Raw genomic sequence first — 17,121 nt, 5'->3', positions numbered from 1 at the left:
TATCGCTCCGGCTTGTGCCAGATCAAGCTATGCAGCCAGGGTTTTGCTGTAAGCGTAGAAGATATCGTCGCGTTTCCAGCCCAGCCCGGAGTACAGCGATTGGGCCGGCAGATTGGTCCTGGCGGTGGTCAGGTCGAGCCGCACGGCGCCGTTGCGCAGGGCGTGCGCTTCGGCGGCCAGCATCAGGGCGCGGCCGGCGCCGAACTGGCGCGCCTCGGGCCGCACGAACAGGTCGTACAGCGCGTAGATCGGCGCGGCCGCCAGCGAACAGAAGGTCGGATACAGCTGGCAGAAGCCGGCGGGCGCGCCGGCTTCGTCTTCGGCCAGGATCAGCACCGATTCATTGCCCAGCATGCGGTCCAGGATGAACTGGCGCGACAGGGCCGGGTCCGGCGCCAGCGCGTAGAACTGGCGGTAGGCATCGAACATGACGGCCAGTTGATCGATGTCGGCCAGCGTCGCCAGGCGGGTGGTAATTTTTTTCATTTTCTTGGTCTTGTGAGAAGTCGATAATTGTGCGGAGCGAGGCTCCGCCGCCATCATAACCACGAATGCGCCGCCCGTGTTTTTGTTGACGCCCCTCCTCCCTCGACGCAATCGAGGGCGCACACCCAGACCAGGTAGCGCTGATTGCCGGGTTCGTCGAGCAGCAGGCGCGCCGGCTCGCGGATCCACTGGAGTGTGAGCGCATCCGGCTTTGCAAGCTCAAGCGCGATACGCCCGATTTGACGAGCGACGATCTCCGCATCCCCCACTCCAGAATCTGCGCCCATTGAAAAAACATTGAACTTTTTTTTAAGCACCACGTCTATATGCACTTTCGCTTGACGTGCGACGCACTCTCGCGAATAAGTTACATCGCAATCTTCAAGAACGCGCTGTACGAGTCAAGATCGAGCATTGACGCCGCTCAGCGGCAGTAAGGCGGCAAAGCCGCCCCGGCATGCACCTTGCTCAGTGCCGGTGACAGGGAGGTCGGGATGAATATCGCGCCGATACGTATTGAAGTTATCGAGGCTCGCCGCAGCCGCAAAGGCGGCGCCATCATATTGGCCCGCCCTGTGCAAATGAAGGTAGCAGCGGCCTGCGGTAGTGCGATCGTGCTCGTTCTTGCGCTGTTACTGTTTTTTGCCGAATACAGTAGCAAGGTCAAAGTGAAAGGCCAACTGGTCTATGCCGGCGGCGCCATCAAGGCAGTCGCCCCGCAATTTGGCCGTATCGTCGCGCGCCGTGTCAGCGAGAGTGCGACGGTCGAGGCGGGGCAGACGCTCTTCGACCTGTCCGCCGAGCGGATTGGCGGGACCGGCTCGATCGATGCACGCATTACCGCTTCGCTCGCCATGCGACGCGAACAGACCGCACAACGACGCGACGCGATGCTCCAGCAATTGGCCCTTCGCGCCGCTGCCCTGGCCGATCAGGAGCGCCTGGTGAAGGCCGAGATCGCCGCGCATCTTGGCGGAATCGCCATCGGGAACGAACTGGTCAAAAGCGCGCAAACCTCCGTCGACCGAAACAGCACGCTTGCCCATCAGGGCTTTGTGTCTGTGGCCACGCTGGCGCAGCATACGAACATCCTGAATGTCGAGCGCGCCAGGCGCAATGCGCTGACGGTCAACCTGGGTAACGCACGCGCGTCATTGCTTCAAGTGCAGAACGAAAAAGCGTCACTCGCCGCGCGCGAAAAAATTGCCGTTTCCGAGGCAGAACAGAGTCTTGCAGCATTAGAACAAGAGGCAGCGGAGCACGAAGGACGCAGTACAGTGCGGGTAACGGCACCGGCTGCCGGCACCGTTACTGCGCTGGGCTATGACGTAGGGCAGTCGGTGCCGGCCGGAACAGTGCTCGCCACTATCCTTCCAATGGGTAGCGTGCTTGAGGCAAAGCTGCTGATTCCCTCGCAAGCGAAATCGTCGGTGGTGGTGGGGCAACAGGTCCAACTGCGCATTGACGCTTTCCCGTATCAGAAGTACGGCTTGGTGCCCGGCACGGTCAAGCAGGTCGAACTCAATCCCATCAATGACGGTGCAAAGGCGCCGGACACTCCCAACGTTCCTGATATCCCGATGTATCGGGCGACCGTAGCGATGTCGACCAACTCCATGATGATGTATGGCAAGCGTAGGCCATTTGAGCCAGGAATGACGCTGGAAGCCGACGTTTTTCACGATCGCCGGAAGCTGATCGAGTGGATCGTGGACCCTGTCGTCAGCGTAGCAAGGGACCGTGTTCCTCCGAGCACAGGTTCACAGAATTAGAGGACATTGAACTTCATTGGCGCCGCGTTTTTTCAACAACGCCGAACCTGCCATGCGCGCGTGGAGCATGGTCACATCAATCGAATGGAGAACGTCATGAGAGTGCTAGACAAGGAACTATTGGCCCAACTCGTTGGAGGAAAGGCAGAAATAACACCCGGGGAAGCGCTTCCGGGAGAAGGCGGAGGTGGTTCCGGTTCCGGTGGCGGTGGTTCCGGTGGAGATGGCGGCGGAAGTGGTGGCGGATTCGGGGGTATCGGCGGACATGCATACGATCTCGCCGCCGTTGGTGTAGAAGGCGGGCAACCGGCTGTCGTCAAGATCAACGGCGCGATACCGGTGTTTGAAAACGCACCTCCAAACGTGTCGGTCGGCCAGGAGCCTGCGGCATGGGAAGGGAGCCTTATCGGGATATACGCCGACCCGGCAATCTCCGTACAGCATATGGCGCTCGACGGTCTTCTCTCCGGAGTTGTCTACTCTGAAGTGTCCACATTCGCTGAGGCAGCGCTTACCAAGGCACTCCAAAATTCGGGCCTGGCGGCGAAGCTCCCAGGGCCGCTGAAGATCGCCGGGATTGCGATTGGCGTAGGCGCGGCTTACGGTAGCCTTGTACTGATGGAGCGCGATCATCCCAAGAACGACAATAAGACCTTTATAGATAAGGATGGCGTACGGCACATGCCCCGCGCAATGGCGCCTGACGACGACAATACATCCTTCACAGGCCCTGCAGGTGGTGCCGTGATGCAGATGGTGGCCTGATCCGAGAATCCGTGCAGCCGCAAGAAATAATTGCGGCTGCATATAAGGAGTACGTCATGTAAGGAGTAGTTTATGTCGATTTCGCTTGATCATCCTGTAGCTATTGAAACGGTAACTCCGCCTCCGTTTTTCTTTTTTGCTACACAACGCGCATACAGCTTTGGGCGGTACCTATGGCCTTTTCTATCCGTAAAACAATCCATAATAACGCTCGCACTGACGGCAGCCGTCGTCTTCATGTGCAGCGTGGTGCTGCCTGATTCCGTGGACTTGCGTGTCAGATTGCTTATCTTTTTTTGTTTCGCTATCACCGTCGTACGCGCACTCCATGAGCAATTGCCAGGAAAAATTACAATTGCCATATCTCGGGGCTCAGCCCGCCTGCTAGTACCAGATCTAAGAAAGGCCATTCTTGATCTTGGTTATATGGATACCTCGCCCTCCCCCACAGGCAACCGTTTTCAATTTCGCCCAAACACTGATGCCGATCGATGGTTTTGCTCACCCAAGCAAGATATCGAACTGTCCGTCGCTGACGAAAACATCATCGAGGTTCTGGGCGCCATGGGCAGTCTTAAGCGGGTGATAATGAAACTGAACTGGAAGTTGGAGAAGTGAGATGGCCACTTCGCCATTCTTTCGCAGCGCACGCCTGCCGCTGATTCTCCAGGCGGAAGTGGCCGAGTGCGGACTGGCTTGCCTTGCAATGGTCGCCTCCTACCAGGGTTTGCGCACGGATCTGGCGGCCCTGCGCGGGCGCTTCCCCACATCGATGAGCGGCATCAGCATGCTGACGTTGACCGAGTATGCACAGCGGTTGAAGCTGTCGAGCCGGGCCCTGTCGCTGACCCTGGAAGAATTGCCTGCCCTGAGAACGCCGGCCATCCTGCATTGGGGTCTGAACCATTTCGTCGTGTTGCGTCGCGCCACTGCCAAAGAGGTAGTGATTCACGACCCGGCTATCGGCGTGCGCCATCTTCCCTACGCGGAAGTGAGCCGCGAATTCACCGGCACCGCGCTCGAATTCGAGCCCGCCACCGATTTCAGTCCGGCCGACGAGCGGCGTAAGGTATCGGTCCGCGCCCTGATGGGCAAGCTCGATGGCTGGTGGCAGGCCTTCGGCCTGTTGTTCGCGATCTCCCTCGCGGTTGAACTACTGGTGCTGGCCATGCCTCGCTTGAATCAATTCATGATCGACGACGTGCTCATGTCCAACGACGCCAGCTTGCGCAATGTACTCATGCTCGGCCTGCTCCTGCTGATCCTCACGCAGGGGATGCTGTTGCACATGCGCGGTCTCACCATTCTGTATTTGACAACGCACCTTAACCTGCAATGGGTAGGCGATGTATTCGGACGCTTGGTGCGGCTCCCCATGAACTGGTTTGAGACACGCCAGCTCGGTGATGTGCTATCGCGCTTTGGTTCGGTCGGTCCTATTCAGGATTTGCTGACCACGCGTGCCGTCGGTGCCGTACTGGATGGCATAACGGCAATCCTTACCCTGATTGTCATGATCCTGTACAGCCCGCTGCTGGCGAGCGTGGTCGGCGCCACTGTCCTTCTCTACGCGACAGTGCGCGCCCTGTCGTATCGACCACTGCATACTGCGAACCTGGAAGGCTTGACGCTTGCCGCCAAAGAACAGACCTGCCTCATGGAGACGATACGGGCAATCGGGCCGATCAAGCTGTCCGGACGCGAGCTCGACCGGCGTGCGCACTGGCTGGCGATGAAAACCGACACGATTAATCGCAACGTGCGCACGCAGGTGATGGGCCTATGGTTTTGCAACATCAACATGACGATAGGCGCTATCTCGGCGGCACTGGTACTGTGGCTCGGCGCTGGCCTGATCATGGAGGGTTCGTTCACGGTCGGCATGTTGATCGCGCTGACTGTGTACAGCGGGATGTTCACGGCCCGCATGAGCGCCTTGATCAATGTGTTCATCGATTACAAAATGCTATCCCTGCACTGCGAGCGGCTAGCCGACATCGTCCTGGAACCCGCCGAGGAAGACATTGAACACGCGCGCGACATCGATCAGCTAGTACCCAAACTGGAGCTGGTCAAGGTCAGCTATCGCTACAGCGACACCGAGCCCTGGATATTACGCAATATCGACCTGAGCATTGAGCCAGGCGATTCGGTGGCGATTGCCGGCGCTTCCGGCTGCGGCAAGACCACCCTGATCAAGCTGATTGTGGGCAGTCTGAAACCGACGGTCGGTGAAATTCGCTACGGAGGAATACCGATCTCGCAGCTCGGCGTGCGCGCGTACCGCCGCGCCCTGGCAGCAGTGATGCAGGACGATGCGTTGCTGTCTGGATCGCTCAAGGAAAACATCTGCTTTTACGACGAGCGTCCCGAGATGGACCGCATTCGACGCTGCGCGCAGCTTGCGCAGATCGACGCCGATATTGAACGCATGCGAATGGGCTACGAAACCGTCGTTGCCGACATGGGCAGCAGCTTGTCCGGTGGTCAGAAGCAGCGCGTCCTGCTAGCGCGAGCGCTGTACAAGCGGCCCAGGATCCTGATCATGGACGAGGCCACGAGCGCGCTCGATGGGGCGGTGGAAAGCGAGGTCAGTAGCGCAATCGCAGAACTCAATATGACGCGCATTATTGTGTCACACCGTCTCGAAACGATTGCGAGTGCACGCCGCCTGATCGCGCTGCAGGGCGGATCTATCGTGTACGATGCGCCGCTGCCAGATAAAGACATGCCGCCACTAAGTTAGGACATGCCTCTGCCAGGTGCAGGAGTCTGATACGAGATCGTATCCGAGTCGTCAGCTACGTCTCGCTGCAATGGGTGCGGTGCACGCCGCTTGGGAATGAATGGCCACAATGAAGCTCCTGTCAGGCTGCATAAAACGCAACGCAAGGCCGGCGCGCAAAGGCAGCCATGGCGAGTGTTGCGAAGACAAAGGAACTTAGCTGGTCATTTTGGCTTGGTACTCCGGACGGACTGCTTGGGGAAAAGTGGCCGCGTGGCGCGGCCACGGAACTTTAACGCACAAGCGGCGTGCCTGTCCAGCCGCGCACGCGCGCCGCCAGCAGCGCCAGTCCCAGCAGCAGCAAGGCCAAGGCGCCCGGTTCCGGCACCGCCGCGCGCGCGCTGCCCAGCGCCACATTGGTGATGCCGGCCAGGTAGCCCTCGCCCATGCTGCGCAGCTCGAAGCCGGTAAAGTACTCGCCGCCGGTGGCCTGGAAACCGAGAAAGTCCAGCCCCGCCAGGCCATCTGCCAGCGCGATGCCGTCGAAGCGGTAGCTGCCCAGATTGGTCGCCACCAGGACCTCGACGCTGCCGCCGCTCACCGCCGCGTCGAAGCCGAACAGGTCGTACCGCACCTCGGCGCCGATGCTGGCGATGCTGGCGATGCTGGCGATGATAGGCGACCAGTACTCGTTCGACATCACCGGCCGCGTTGTGCCGATGCCGATGCCCGCGCCCGCGCCCGCGCCGCTGCCGACGATCAGGTTTTCATCCGAGTTGTACGTCACCCCGCCGCGCGTGAAGCCGCTGCCGGGAAAATGATAGCCGGCCCCGAAGTCGTCGAAGTTGCTGGTCTGGACAATCTGCCCGGCCTGCGCCAGCGCGCCGCGCTGGCCGATGCGCAGCACGCCCGCACTGGCGCCGGCGCAGGCGGCCAGCAAGGCGACGGCGAGGGCCGTCCGTGTGAATCGCTTGAACATGATCGGTTTCCGGTAAGTGAAAGTCAGGCGACCTTGATCGCCAGCGGCCCGCCCAGCGCGCTGTAGCCGTCGTCGTACAGCAGCCAGGCGCTGTAGGTGCCCGGGGTCAGGCTGTTGCTGTCGAAACTGACGCTGGCGCCGGCCTGCCCCGCGTACTGCCAGACGGCCGAGCTGCCCGCTCCCGGCGAGGTGCCGGCGCGGTAGATGCCGATCCAGTTTTTCGCAGCCACGCGACTGGCGGGAAGCGCGAACGTGAACACGATCGGCGCACCGCGCTTGATGGCCGGGGTGCTGCTGGCGAACTGCGTCACGCTCACGCCGGCCGCCTCGCCCAGGGCCGCGTAACCGCCCTGGTAGAAATACCAGATTACGTAGTCGCCCACCGGCAGCCTGGCCGTGTCGAAGGCATGGCTGCCGCTGGCGGCCGGCACATACGCCCATTGCAGCGATGGCTGGCCGCTGCCCGGCGTGGCATTGGCCGGATACAGGCCGACCCAGTTCTTCGGATCGAGCTTGCCGGCCGGCGCCGCGTAGCTCACCGTCAAGGCGCCTCCGCGCTGCACCACCTGCGCGCTGGCGCTGAGCACCACCCGGCGGCGGTTGGCGCCGATGGCCGGATCGGTGCGCCCCGGCGTGCCGTTGTCCACGTGGCCGGCCACGCGGCGCAGGAACAGCGGATCGGCATTGCAGCCGATGCTGTAGTCGTACCAGCCGAAGCTGCCCGCCAGCAGGCACTGCACCACCTGCTGCTGGCCGGGGGCCAGCACGTAAGTGGACACGGCGGCGCCGTAGGCATTGTCGATCATGGTGAAGGTGCAGGCGGCGCTGCCGCCAACGTTCGACAGCAGCAGCTGCACGTTGGCGCCGGCCAGGTCGTAGGCGACCTGCACTTCGGGCCTGGCCGCCATCGACGCCGTGCTGCCGGCCAGTTCGCGCAGGAAGCCGTTCGGACCGGTCACGCTCAGGTGATAGCGCGCGCCGGTCCAGTTCCAGGTTTCCCTGTCGATGCGCTTGCCCGCTTCGACCGTGTAGTACCACGGCCCGTCGGTGCGCGCGCTCGAATACACGATGAAGGCCGCGCCGGCCTTGCCGCTGTTGACGAACGACAGTTCCAGCTGCCTGCCGGCGCCCGCCGTGGCGTGGGCGCCGAGCACATACGGCAGCGCGCAGGCGTAGCGCGTGCGCGTGACGGTCTTGCACGGCTCCTGCAGCGGCAAGGTTTGCTGCGCCGGCGGAGTCGGATAGGGTTTGCCCGACACCAGTGCGTACTCGGTGGTCTTGGGCACGCCGGCCGGCCAGGTATTGTTGGGCGTCCTGAAATCGAAGGCCGACGTCAGGTCGCCGCACACCACGCGCCGCCACGGCGAGATATTTTCCAGCGTGACGCTGGCGCGGTTCTTTTTCAGGCCGAGCGTGAGCCACTCCTCCAGGAAGCGCAGCTTGGAGGTGTGGTCGAACACTTGCGAGCACACCCTCCCTCCCCGGCTCCACGGCGAGATGACCAGCATCGGCACGCGCGGCCCCAGCCCGACCGGCACGCCGGCCAGGTTTTCGTCGGCGCCGATGTCGGCCAGGGTGGTGCGGCCCATGCCGGCGTCGAGCGGCGGGATGTTGGGCGGCACATGGTCGAAGAAGCCGTCGTTTTCATCGTAGGTCAGCAGGAACACCGTCTTCGACCACACCACCGGATTGGCCACCAGCGCCGCCAGCAGGCGCGCGGTGAGGTTTTCGCCGGCGTTGGGCGAATTCGGCGAGTGCTCGGTGTAGTCGTTCGGCGCCACGATCCAGGACACCTTCGGCAAGCGGTTGTAGCGCACGTCGTCGGCAAAGTCGGCCACCAGCCAGTCGCCCCTGGTACCGCGCGAATTGGCTTCGGTCGATCCGGGCGCCAGCGCGCGGCCCTTGCGGTACAGCGGACTGTCGGGCGCCAGGCGGCTGCCGTCGGGATTGACGCGGAATTGCTTGAAGTAGGCCAGGTAGTTGTCGCCGTAGTTGTCCCATTCCTGGTACACCTTCCAGCTGACGTCGTTCGCTTCGAGCACTTCGGCATAGGTGCGCCAGGCCGGCGCGCCGGCGGTGGTGGCGGCCGACAGGTTGTCGTAGCGGGGATCGTTGTTGTAGTAGCCCGCCGTGCTGATGTTGTACAGGCTGCCCAGGGAACCCATGCGCTTGCGGCTGGTGCCCGACAGCGAGTAGAAGCGGTTCGGGTCGGTCGGCCCGAAGACCGAGCAGTGGTAGGCGTCGCAGATGCTGAAGGCGTCCGCCAGCGCGTAGTAGAACGGCAGGTCGCCGCGATCGAAGTAGCCCATGCTCTGCGGCGACTTTTTCTTGACCCAGGCATCCCAGCCCTGCCAGGCCGCCTGCGAGCCCTTCCACGAATGGTCGGTGCCGAGCGAGAGCGCGCTGGTGTTCCTGGCGTCGAAATGGAAAGGCAGCACGTCACCGCCGGCGGCGTCCGGCTGGTACCACACCGGTTTGCCGCTCGGCAGCGTGATGGCGCGCGGATCGTCGAAACCGCGCACGCCCGGAAAGCTGCCGAAGTAGTGATCGAAGGAGCGGTTTTCCTGCATGAAGATGACCACGTGCTCGACGTCGGCGATGGTGCCTGTGGCGTTATTGGCCGGCACGGCCAGGGCGTCGCGGATCAGGTCGGGAAACAGGGTACTGGCGGCGCCGGCCGAAGCCAGGCTGAGAAAGGTGCGTCGGCTGGTGGACATGCATGCTCCCTGGATACGCTGGAAAGTTGTCGATCATATATTTCAAATATGACCGCAGCGTGTCAGCGGGGAGCGCTTGCCTCAGGCGCTGCCGCTGGTGAGCGCATCGAGGATCGCGTCCAGTCCGGCCGGCTTGACCAGGTGGGCGTCGAAGCCGGCTTGCCGGGTGCGCTCGCGCGTGCGCGGGTCGCCCCAGGCGGTGAACGCCACCACCCGCGTGTTGGCGAACTTCGCCTGCTGGCGCAAGGCCGCCGCCACTTCCAGGCCGTCCAGCCCGGGCATGCCGATATCGAGAATGATGGCGTCCGGATCGAAGCCCTGCGCCAGCTGCAGCGCGGACAGGCCGTCGTACGCCGGCACGGCTTCGTAGCCGCACAGGCCCAGCATTTCGGTGAGAACGTCGGCGGCTTCGCGGTTGTCGTCGACAACCAGCACGCGCTTGTGTGTATGTTGCTGCGCCATATGCGCTCCTGACCTGGCTGAATCTCCGGCAGATGCAAGGCCGGTGTTATCAAAGGTCGCAGGGGTGGGGCGAGCGTTGAAGTGGATGGCTTCCATGCTACACGAAGTTGACGTCCATTACTACAAGAAAACATTTCATTGTGCGCCTGCCAGCGCCGCGATGCGCTGGCGCAGCCAGCGGTGCGCCATGTCGTCCTCGCGCCGCCGGTGCCAGAGCTGGCAAAACGCAAACGGGGCAATGGCGAACGGCGGCGCGAACACGGCCAGCGCCTGGTCCACGGCGCCGGCCGGCACCATGCGGCGCGCCACCGTCAGCACCAGGTCGCTGCCCTTGACCAGCGCCGGCGCCACGCCCCAGTGCGGCAGCGTCAGGCACACGCGGCGGCGCGCCCCCGCCTGCGCCAGCGCGAGGTCGACTTCGTTGCCGGAGTCGGCCCACAAGGACAGCAGCACATGGGGACGCGCCAGCCAGGCCGCCAGGCCGAGCGCGGCGCCGCCGCCCAGGCTGGCGCGGTCGGCCACGCACACGAATTCTTCCGCGAACAGGCGCTGCGCGACCAGCGCCGCCGGCAGTTGCGGAAAGACCCCGAACGCCAGGTCGATTTCGCCATCCTGCACTTGCGCCGTCATCGCTTCGCGGCTGGCCTGGCTGACCACCAGGTCGACCTGCGGCGCTTCGGCGCGCAAGACCGGCAGCAGCGCCGGCAGCAGCACCGCCGCACCGTAGTCGGACATCGCCAGGCGGAAGACGCGCTGTTCGGCGCCGGGATCGAAGCGGGCCGGCCGCAGCAGCTGGCGCATGCGGCCGAGCGCATCGGCCAGTTGCGGCGCCAGCTGGCGCGCGCGCGCGGTCGGCTCGAGCAAGGCGCCACGGCGCACCTGCATACGACGCATTTCCATTCTTGCGGCGAATCGCCTAGCATGCGCTCATCGTTACAGGAAAATGCCGACCATGTTCAATACAAACACGCTTCTCATGCTGGGCGCCGCCGTGCTGGCCGGCGCCGTGGTGCCCTTCCAGGCCGGGGCCAATGCCGCGCTCGGACGCGCGCTCGGCCACCCGCTGTGGGCCAGCCTGGTGTCGCTGGGGATCGGCGCGGCGCTGGTGATTGCCGTGATGCTCGCCCTGCGCGTGCCCGAACCGGCGCTCGGCGCGGCCTGGCGCGGTCCATGCTGGCTGTGGGCCGGCGGCGCCGCCGGCGCCCTCTACGTGGTGACGGCGCTGGTGCTGGCGCCACGGCTGGGCGCGGCGCACTTCATCGTGGCGGTGGTGGCCGGGCAGATGGCGGTGTCGCTGCTGATCGATCACGCCGGCCTGATGGGCTTTGCGCACCAGCCGGTCGGCGCCGGGCGCGTCATCGGCCTGCTGCTGATCGTGGCCGGCATGCTGGTCACGCAGATGGCCTCGGCCGGCGCGCCGGCGGCGCGCTAAGCGCCGGCCAGCGCGCGCGGCCGGCTGTCCGCGCGCACGGCGGCCCGCACCCCGGCAAGGCGGTCGAGCCAGTCGAACACGCGCGGCCACACCAGCAGGTGCGCACTGTCGCCCACCAGCGGCGCCACATGCTGGATCGCCGTCCCCGCATCGCCCAGGTAGGGCAGCAGCACCTTGTGCGCGCTGCCGGCGGCCTGGTGAAAGCCGAGCACCGTGCCGGGCGGGGCCAGGGCGCTGACCGGACGGAACAGGCTCAGCAGCGGTGCGCGCACCTGGCCCGGCTCGAGGCGCACCCCGTCCAGGACCAGGTCGCCGCGCATGAAGCTGTTGCGCGCGAACAGCAGCTCGACCGCTTCCTCGAACAGCGGACGCGGCATGGCCAACTCGTCCAGGGTCCAGCGCTGCACCCGCAGATGGCTCGCCAGCAAGGCGGGAAACGGCGCGCTGGCGAGGAAGTCGAGCGTGGGGGCCGCATAGAACGCGGCTGGCGCGGCATTGGCGAAGATGGCGCTCAGCAGCGAGCCGGGCAGCGGGCGCGTGCGCTCGGACGGCAGGCTGGCCAGCAAGGCCGTGCTGGCGATGCGCCGCAGCGCCGGGGCCATGCCGTCGAAGTTGATGGGCGCTTCGAACAGGGCCAGCGCCGCCACGTGTTCGGGCCGCCAGGCACTGTGCAGCGCGGCCAGGATGCCGCCCAGCGAATGGCCGCACAGGGTGACCTGCACGCAGGCATGCATGTGGCGCACCACCCTGATGCAGGCGTCGAGCATCGGCCCGGCGTAATCGGCCAGCCCGGGCATGCCGGCCCCGGCGCGCGGGTCGGTCCATTCGACCAGGTACACGCCGAAGCCGCGCGCCAGCGCCTGGCGCACCACGCTGCGCTGCGGCGACAGGTCCCAGATATACCAGCGCTTGATCGGCGCCGGCACGATCAGCAGCGGCGGCCGCTGCCGCGTTCCGCTGCCGTAGCAGCGCAGCCGCAACCCGGGGGCGCTGAACACGATGCGGGACGGCGCCGGCAGCGGGCCGAAGCCGGCCAGTTCGAGCACATCGCCCTGGTATTGGCGCAGGCGCTCGACTGTGTCGAAGAAGCGTAAGGTGCTCATGCTCGCCCTCCTTTCCGGGTGTCACGGCAGCGCTTGCAGCAGGCCGCGCCCGATGACGTAATCGGCCACGCGCCGTCCCACCTGCTGCCCGGCGCTGCGGTCGAAGTCCCAGTGCACGCCCAGGTAGACGCGGCTGCGGCCGTTTTCGTACTCGGCCTGCGAAAGCGAGGAAAAGGTGCGCACCAGGCGCGGCCGCACCCGGCCGTCGTTGTCGCGCGTGACGCCGTTGAACTCGTCGGACACGAAGGAAAACGCGATAACGTCGGTGCCGTAAAAGCGGCGCAAGGTCTGGAACAGCGCGCTGCCGAAGCTGGCGTGGCCGGATGGATAGGAGGGAAACGGCGGCGTGAAGTCGGGTTCGCTGGTATTGCTCGCCTGCGCGCCCAGCGGGGTCCAGTGCGGATCGGCGCGGGTGGCCGGGTTGCCGTCGCCCAGTCCGGTGGGGCTGGTGCCGGGCGAGGCTTCGCGGATGCCGCCCACCGGGCGCCAGAATTGCTCGTCGTACTTGGTCTTCCACACCACCAGGCAGGTATCGGCCATGGCCACGTTGACCAGCGCCAGCATGCGCGCCATCTGCATGCCGGACAGATGGCGGCGCGTGCCGATTTCCAGGGCGATCTGGTTGTACAGGCGCGGCGCGGCGCCGATCAGCGGCGTGCCCTCGTACGACCAGTAGATGCCGGCCACGGTTTGCGCCGCGCTGCGCCGGGTCGGCGTGCGCACGCCGTCGCCGCCGAGCTGGCGCACGTCCTCGACAGCGGCCGCATAGGCGGCGCTGGACAGGGCCGGCGGCGCTGGCGCACGGAAAGGCTCGAGCGCGGGCAGGACGAACGGCCGCGCGCCGTGCCAGGCGGCGCCGAGCGCCAGCGGGTCGCGGCCGACCGGGTCGGGGCGCCACTTGCCCGGCGCATTGCTCGGAAAAAAACTGACGCCGACGACCAGGTCCTCGGGCCCGCTGCGCGGCGGGTGCAGCGCCAGCACGGCGGCGGCCGCGCGCCGGCCGGTGTCGACCCCGTTATCGCGGGCGCGGCCGGGCGCGAGCCGCGCCATGTCGCGCAGATAGGTTTGCTCGACGGTACGCGCCTGTGCCGGATACAGCGCTTGCAGGGTATCGCGCGCGGCCCGGGCCAGGGCGGCGTCGGGCGAGCTGTCCGCCGGCGCCGGCGCCATGCCGGTGTAGCCCGGCTCGCTGCGCAGCACGGCGTTGAGGGCCTCGAACATGGCCAGGTGGTGGATCGCCAGCGCCCGGCTCGAGCGCGCCGGACCGTACTGCTCGCGGTACGCGCGCGCCGAAGCGGGCGGCGGCGGCGTGTGGTCGACGGCATTGGCGCGCAGCGCCGCTTCGCTCCAGTAGCGCACGGCGAGCACCAGGCTGGCCGGGCCGCGCGCGGGCTGCGGCGCGGCGGCGGCGGCGGGCAGCGGCGTGCCCGACTGCGCCTGGACGGGTGGCGCTTGCCAGCCGAGCATGGCGACGAACAGGGCCAGAGGGACCGACTTGTACAGCGGCTTCATCGTTTTCTCCTCGGAAAAGTTAGGCGCAGCGGACGCAGCGGAACGACTCCGACGATAGCGCCGCGCAGCGCCGGCGTCCCACGATCCGCGCAAGCCGATGCGCTCGCCGCTGGCGCAAAAAGCGCGAAATCGCGGGAACTTTCTTGCCGGGTGTCGGTCTAAAGCTGGTCCCTTCACTGCGAGCCCCTTCATGAACCAGCCGAGCGACAAGCACGAGGCGCGCCTTGCGCGTTTTATCCGTGGAAACCTGGCCGCGATCCTCCAGCATTGGGACGCGTTCGCACGCAGCATTCCCGCCGCGCGCCACATGCCGGCCGGGCGCCTGCGCGACCATGCGGCCGGCATCCTGAACGCCATCGCCGACGACCTCGACCAGCCGCAAACGCCGCAAGAGCAGGCCGACAAGGCGCGCGGCCGGGCGCCGCCGCACGATGCCGGCACCGAGGCCGGGCTGCACGGCGCCGGCCGCATGAGCGCCGGCTTCACCGTCAACGACACGGTGGCCGAGTTCCGCGCCCTGCGCGCCAGCGTGATGCGCCTGTGGGACGAGCGCGGCAACGGCGACGCCGACCTGACGGGCGAGGACCTGATCCGTTTCAACGAAGCCATCGACCAGGCCCTGACCGAGTCCCTGCAAGCGTACGTCGTAGAAAAAGAACACATCACGCACCGCTTCGACACCCTGCTCTCGGCCACGCCCGACCTGCACTTCATCGTCGATACCGACGGCCATATCCTGTACGCCAACGAGGCGCTGGCGCACCTGCTCGGCACGCCAGCCGAATCGGCCTGCGCGCACCGCCTGCACGACTTGTGTCCGGCCTTCGCCGCCCAGATCAAGCGCGACCTGCGCGCCGTGGCCGAGACGCGCGCCGTCGGCCGGGGCGAGCTGCGCTGCGTCGCGGCCGACGGCGCGCAGCACACCTACCGCTACGTCATCATGCCGGTGCTCGCCGCCGACGGCAGCGTGGACGCGCTAACCGGTACGGCGCGCAATATTTCCGAACTAAAGGCGTCGGAAGCGAAGATCCTGCGCAACGCCTACTACGACAGCCTGACCAGCCTGCCCAACCGCACCCTGTTCCGCGAACGGCTCGACCACGACATGCGCCACGCCGCCCGCACCGGCTTCGCACTGGCCCTGCTGTTCGTCGACCTCGACGGCTTCAAGGAAGTCAACGACCAGCTCGGCCACGATGCGGGCGACCAGCTGCTGCGCCAATGCGCGCAGCGCCTGCTGGCCTGCGTGCGCGCCACCGACACCGTGGCCCGCATCGGCGGCGACGAATTCACGGTGATCCTCAACGAGATCGGCCAGGTCGCCGTGGTCGAGATGCTGGCCGGCGAACTGCTTTCCGAGCTGGCGCGGCCGTTCTCGATTGCCGGCAAGCAGGTGCAACTGTCCGCCAGCATCGGCATCAGCCTGTGCCCGCAGGACGGGCGCCAGCCGGACGAGCTGCTGCGCAATGCCGACCAGGCCATGTTCGTGGCCAAGCGCGCGGGCCGCAACCGCTTCAGTTATTTCACGTCCGCCATGCGCGACTCGGCCTCGGCCCGCCTGAAGCTGATCGACGAGCTGCGCCAGGCGCTGGCGCGCGGCGAACTGACCGTGCATTACCAGCCCATCGTCGAGCTGGCCGGCGAGACCATCGTCAAGGCCGAGGCGCTGGTGCGCTGGCGCCATCCGGACGGCAGCCTGGTGCTGCCCGAGCGCTTCATCGGGATCGCCGAAGAAACCGGCCTGATCGGTGAAATCGATGCCTGGGTGCTGTCGCAGGCGGTGCCCTGCGCGCTGCGCCTGGCCGAGCTGAGCGGCACGCCGTTCCAGGTCAGCGTCAACAAGTCGCCGCTCGGCTTCATGAGCCGGCTTGTAAAGAACTCCTGGGAGCGCGACCTGGCCCTGCTGGGACGCGCCGGATCGCGCATCGCCATCGAAATTACCGAGGGCGTGCTGCTGGACGATTCGCCCGGCGTGCGCGCCAAGCTGGCCCGGCTGCAGCAGGCGGGCGTGCAGCTGGCGATCGACGACTTCGGCACCGGCTACTCGTCGATGGCCTACCTGAACAAGTTCAAGGTGGACTTCCTGAAAATCGACCAGTCCTTCGTGCGCGACATGCTCACCACCAAGCCCGATCACCGGATCTTTGCCGAGACCATCATCGCGATGGCCCACAAGCTGGGCTTGAAGGTGATCGCCGAGGGGGTGGAAACAGCGGCGCAGCGCGACTGGCTGCGCCAGGCCGGCTGCGACTACGCCCAGGGCTTCCTGTATTCGCGGGCGACCAGCGAGGAAGGCGTGGCGCAATTGCTGTGCGCGGCAGGCCGCTGAGGCCGGCGGGCGGGCGCCTCAGCCGCCCGGCGCGAAGCTGGTGCGCAGCACGAAGGCGTAGCGCTCCGGGCGGATGTAAAACGCCGAACAATCGCAGCAGCGGCCATCGGCAAAATACGAGCGGCGTTCCATCAGCAGCACGGCGCTGCCCTCCCCCACGCCGAGGGCCTGCGCCACCGCGCCGTCGGCCAGGGCCAGCCTGATGGCCAGTTCGGCGCGCGCCACCGGCAGGCCGGTCAGCTCGGCCAGCAGGGCGTAGGCCGGTTGCCGGGCGATTTTTTCAGCAGGCATGGCGGCCAGGCCCGGCGGCAGGTAGTTGCGCCCGAGCGCGATCGGCTCGCCATCGACCAGGTGCAGGCGCTGCAACAGCAGGCACTGGCCTTGTCCGGCCTCGGCCAGCTCGGCCATCGCCTGCGGCAGCGCGACCAGCGCCTGCGAGAGCAGGCGCATCTCGGCCCGCAAGCCCTGCGCCAGCAGCGACTCGTGGAAGCTGCGCAACTGGTCCAGGCCGTGGCGCACCTGTTTGCCGGCCGCATACGTGCCCTTGCCCTGCTTGCGCTCGACGACCCCGGCCTCGGCCAGGCGCGCCAGGGCCAGGCGCACGGTGACGCGGCTGACCCCAAAGCGCGCGCCCAGCGCCGCCTCGGACGGCAACTTGCCGGACGGCTCGTAGGCGCCGGCGTCGATTTCGTGGCGCAGCACATCGGCCAGCTGCTGCTGCAAGGGTGCGGCGTTATCGCGGGAAAGAGGCATGGCGGACGGCATCGGGTGACACAACGGTGAACAGATAAGCAAAGGCGAAAATCCGGCTTAGTACAACTTGTATTAAGACGTATTAT

15 protein-coding genes are annotated in these 17,121 nt (G+C 66.0%); 6 read left to right on the top strand and 9 right to left on the bottom strand.

Annotation, left to right across the window (positions count from 1 at the left end; genetic code table 11):
• Nucleotides 1-27 precede the first annotated feature (27 nt).
• On the bottom strand, nucleotides 28-486 hold the full coding sequence (locus EJB06_RS06600; protein WP_126073217.1) for a GNAT family N-acetyltransferase: 459 nt from the start codon (nucleotides 484-486) through the stop codon (nucleotides 28-30).
• A 53-nt stretch (nucleotides 487-539) separates the two neighbouring features.
• Nucleotides 540-818, bottom strand: a complete 279-nt coding sequence (locus EJB06_RS06595; protein ID WP_164557848.1) for a hypothetical protein — start codon at nucleotides 816-818, stop codon at nucleotides 540-542.
• A gap of 162 nt (nucleotides 819-980) precedes the next feature.
• On the opposite strand from EJB06_RS06595, the gene EJB06_RS06590 reads away from it, so the two are divergent.
• The 4 genes from EJB06_RS06590 (at nucleotide 981) to EJB06_RS06570 (ending at nucleotide 5,769) form a co-directional block, all read left to right on the top strand.
• The gene (locus EJB06_RS06590) at nucleotides 981-2,258 is read left to right on the top strand and encodes an HlyD family secretion protein (protein ID WP_126073215.1); all 1,278 of its coding nucleotides are present in this window, start codon (nucleotides 981-983) and stop codon (nucleotides 2,256-2,258) included.
• 96 nt (nucleotides 2,259-2,354) lie between these two features.
• Nucleotides 2,355-3,023 carry a hypothetical protein gene (locus tag EJB06_RS31765; protein WP_164557847.1) on the top strand — a complete coding sequence of 223 codons (669 nt, stop codon included), beginning with the start codon at nucleotides 2,355-2,357 and terminating at the stop codon, nucleotides 3,021-3,023.
• Nucleotides 3,024-3,095: 72 nt separating this feature from the next.
• Entirely contained in the window at nucleotides 3,096-3,641 is a 546-nt protein-coding gene (locus EJB06_RS06575; protein WP_126073212.1) for a hypothetical protein, read from the top strand.
• A gap of 1 nt (nucleotide 3,642) precedes the next feature.
• Nucleotides 3,643-5,769 (top strand): peptidase domain-containing ABC transporter, encoded by a 2,127-nt coding sequence (locus EJB06_RS06570; protein ID WP_126073211.1) that lies wholly within the window; start codon nucleotides 3,643-3,645, stop codon nucleotides 5,767-5,769.
• Between the two features lie 271 nt (nucleotides 5,770-6,040).
• Here the strand turns inward: EJB06_RS06570 and EJB06_RS06565 are convergent, their stop codons facing one another.
• The 4 genes from EJB06_RS06565 to EJB06_RS06550 form a co-directional block, all read right to left on the bottom strand.
• Nucleotides 6,041-6,727 carry a PEP-CTERM sorting domain-containing protein gene (locus tag EJB06_RS06565; protein WP_126073210.1) on the bottom strand — a complete coding sequence of 229 codons (687 nt, stop codon included), beginning with the start codon at nucleotides 6,725-6,727 and terminating at the stop codon, nucleotides 6,041-6,043.
• A 23-nt stretch (nucleotides 6,728-6,750) separates the two neighbouring features.
• Nucleotides 6,751-9,444, bottom strand: coding sequence for a phosphocholine-specific phospholipase C (locus EJB06_RS06560; protein WP_126073209.1), 2,694 nt, complete (start codon nucleotides 9,442-9,444; stop codon nucleotides 6,751-6,753).
• Nucleotides 9,445-9,525: 81 nt separating this feature from the next.
• On the bottom strand, nucleotides 9,526-9,906 hold the full coding sequence (locus EJB06_RS06555; RefSeq protein ID WP_126073208.1) for a response regulator: 381 nt from the start codon (nucleotides 9,904-9,906) through the stop codon (nucleotides 9,526-9,528).
• A 135-nt stretch (nucleotides 9,907-10,041) separates the two neighbouring features.
• Nucleotides 10,042-10,800 carry a LysR substrate-binding domain-containing protein gene (locus EJB06_RS06550; protein WP_164557846.1) on the bottom strand — a complete coding sequence of 253 codons (759 nt, stop codon included), beginning with the start codon at nucleotides 10,798-10,800 and terminating at the stop codon, nucleotides 10,042-10,044.
• A gap of 58 nt (nucleotides 10,801-10,858) precedes the next feature.
• Here EJB06_RS06550 and EJB06_RS06545 point away from each other — a divergent pair, with 58 nt between their 5' ends.
• A complete protein-coding gene (locus EJB06_RS06545) occupies nucleotides 10,859-11,338 on the top strand; it encodes a DMT family transporter (protein ID WP_229426956.1) in 480 nt (159 codons plus the stop codon).
• Here EJB06_RS06545 and EJB06_RS06540 read toward each other — a convergent pair.
• Together EJB06_RS06540 and EJB06_RS06535 are read right to left on the bottom strand one after the other, a co-directional pair.
• The gene (locus EJB06_RS06540; protein ID WP_126073205.1) at nucleotides 11,335-12,441 is read right to left on the bottom strand and encodes a polyhydroxyalkanoate synthase family protein; all 1,107 of its coding nucleotides are present in this window, start codon (nucleotides 12,439-12,441) and stop codon (nucleotides 11,335-11,337) included. The two genes, EJB06_RS06545 and EJB06_RS06540, sit on opposite strands and share 4 nt — an antisense overlap.
• Before the next feature lie 21 nt (nucleotides 12,442-12,462).
• Nucleotides 12,463-13,953, bottom strand: coding sequence for a vanadium-dependent haloperoxidase (locus EJB06_RS06535; protein WP_126073204.1), 1,491 nt, complete (start codon nucleotides 13,951-13,953; stop codon nucleotides 12,463-12,465).
• Between the two features lie 190 nt (nucleotides 13,954-14,143).
• Between EJB06_RS06535 and EJB06_RS06530 the strand changes: the two genes are divergently transcribed.
• Nucleotides 14,144-16,282 (top strand): putative bifunctional diguanylate cyclase/phosphodiesterase, encoded by a 2,139-nt coding sequence (locus tag EJB06_RS06530; RefSeq protein WP_164557845.1) that lies wholly within the window; start codon nucleotides 14,144-14,146, stop codon nucleotides 16,280-16,282.
• Nucleotides 16,283-16,300: 18 nt separating this feature from the next.
• Here the strand turns inward: EJB06_RS06530 and EJB06_RS06525 are convergent, their stop codons facing one another.
• Complete coding sequence (locus tag EJB06_RS06525) at nucleotides 16,301-17,035, bottom strand: GntR family transcriptional regulator (protein WP_126073202.1); 735 nt, start codon at nucleotides 17,033-17,035, stop codon at nucleotides 16,301-16,303.
• Nucleotides 17,036-17,121 lie beyond the last annotated feature (86 nt).

The organism is Massilia atriviolacea (genome assembly GCF_003953935.1).
Taxonomy (GTDB): Bacteria; Pseudomonadota; Gammaproteobacteria; order Burkholderiales; family Burkholderiaceae_D; genus Telluria_A; species Telluria_A atriviolacea.
The sequence above is the reverse complement of the archived record's forward strand: the minus strand, read 5'-3'. Positions and strand labels throughout refer to the sequence as shown.

What these genes read in the sequence shown, in the direction of transcription:
- EJB06_RS06550 (WP_164557846.1), bottom strand. Translation starts at nt 10,800, where the DNA reads ATGCGTCGTATGCAGGTGCGCCGTGGCGCCTTGCTCGAGCCGACCGCG.
- EJB06_RS06560 (WP_126073209.1), bottom strand. Translation starts at nt 9,444, where the DNA reads ATGTCCACCAGCCGACGCACCTTTCTCAGCCTGGCTTCGGCCGGCGCC.
- EJB06_RS06530 (WP_164557845.1), top strand. Translation starts at nt 14,144, where the DNA reads ATGAACCAGCCGAGCGACAAGCACGAGGCGCGCCTTGCGCGTTTTATC.
- EJB06_RS31765 (WP_164557847.1), top strand. Translation starts at nt 2,355, where the DNA reads ATGAGAGTGCTAGACAAGGAACTATTGGCCCAACTCGTTGGAGGAAAG.
- EJB06_RS06555 (WP_126073208.1), bottom strand. Translation starts at nt 9,906, where the DNA reads ATGGCGCAGCAACATACACACAAGCGCGTGCTGGTTGTCGACGACAAC.
- EJB06_RS06525 (WP_126073202.1), bottom strand. Translation starts at nt 17,035, where the DNA reads ATGCCTCTTTCCCGCGATAACGCCGCACCCTTGCAGCAGCAGCTGGCC.
- EJB06_RS06535 (WP_126073204.1), bottom strand. Translation starts at nt 13,953, where the DNA reads ATGAAGCCGCTGTACAAGTCGGTCCCTCTGGCCCTGTTCGTCGCCATG.
- EJB06_RS06565 (WP_126073210.1), bottom strand. Translation starts at nt 6,727, where the DNA reads ATGTTCAAGCGATTCACACGGACGGCCCTCGCCGTCGCCTTGCTGGCC.
- EJB06_RS06540 (WP_126073205.1), bottom strand. Translation starts at nt 12,441, where the DNA reads ATGAGCACCTTACGCTTCTTCGACACAGTCGAGCGCCTGCGCCAATAC.
- EJB06_RS06590 (WP_126073215.1), top strand. Translation starts at nt 981, where the DNA reads ATGAATATCGCGCCGATACGTATTGAAGTTATCGAGGCTCGCCGCAGC.
- EJB06_RS06575 (WP_126073212.1), top strand. Translation starts at nt 3,096, where the DNA reads ATGTCGATTTCGCTTGATCATCCTGTAGCTATTGAAACGGTAACTCCG.
- EJB06_RS06545 (WP_229426956.1), top strand. Translation starts at nt 10,859, where the DNA reads ATGTTCAATACAAACACGCTTCTCATGCTGGGCGCCGCCGTGCTGGCC.
- EJB06_RS06570 (WP_126073211.1), top strand. Translation starts at nt 3,643, where the DNA reads ATGGCCACTTCGCCATTCTTTCGCAGCGCACGCCTGCCGCTGATTCTC.
- EJB06_RS06600 (WP_126073217.1), bottom strand. Translation starts at nt 486, where the DNA reads ATGAAAAAAATTACCACCCGCCTGGCGACGCTGGCCGACATCGATCAA.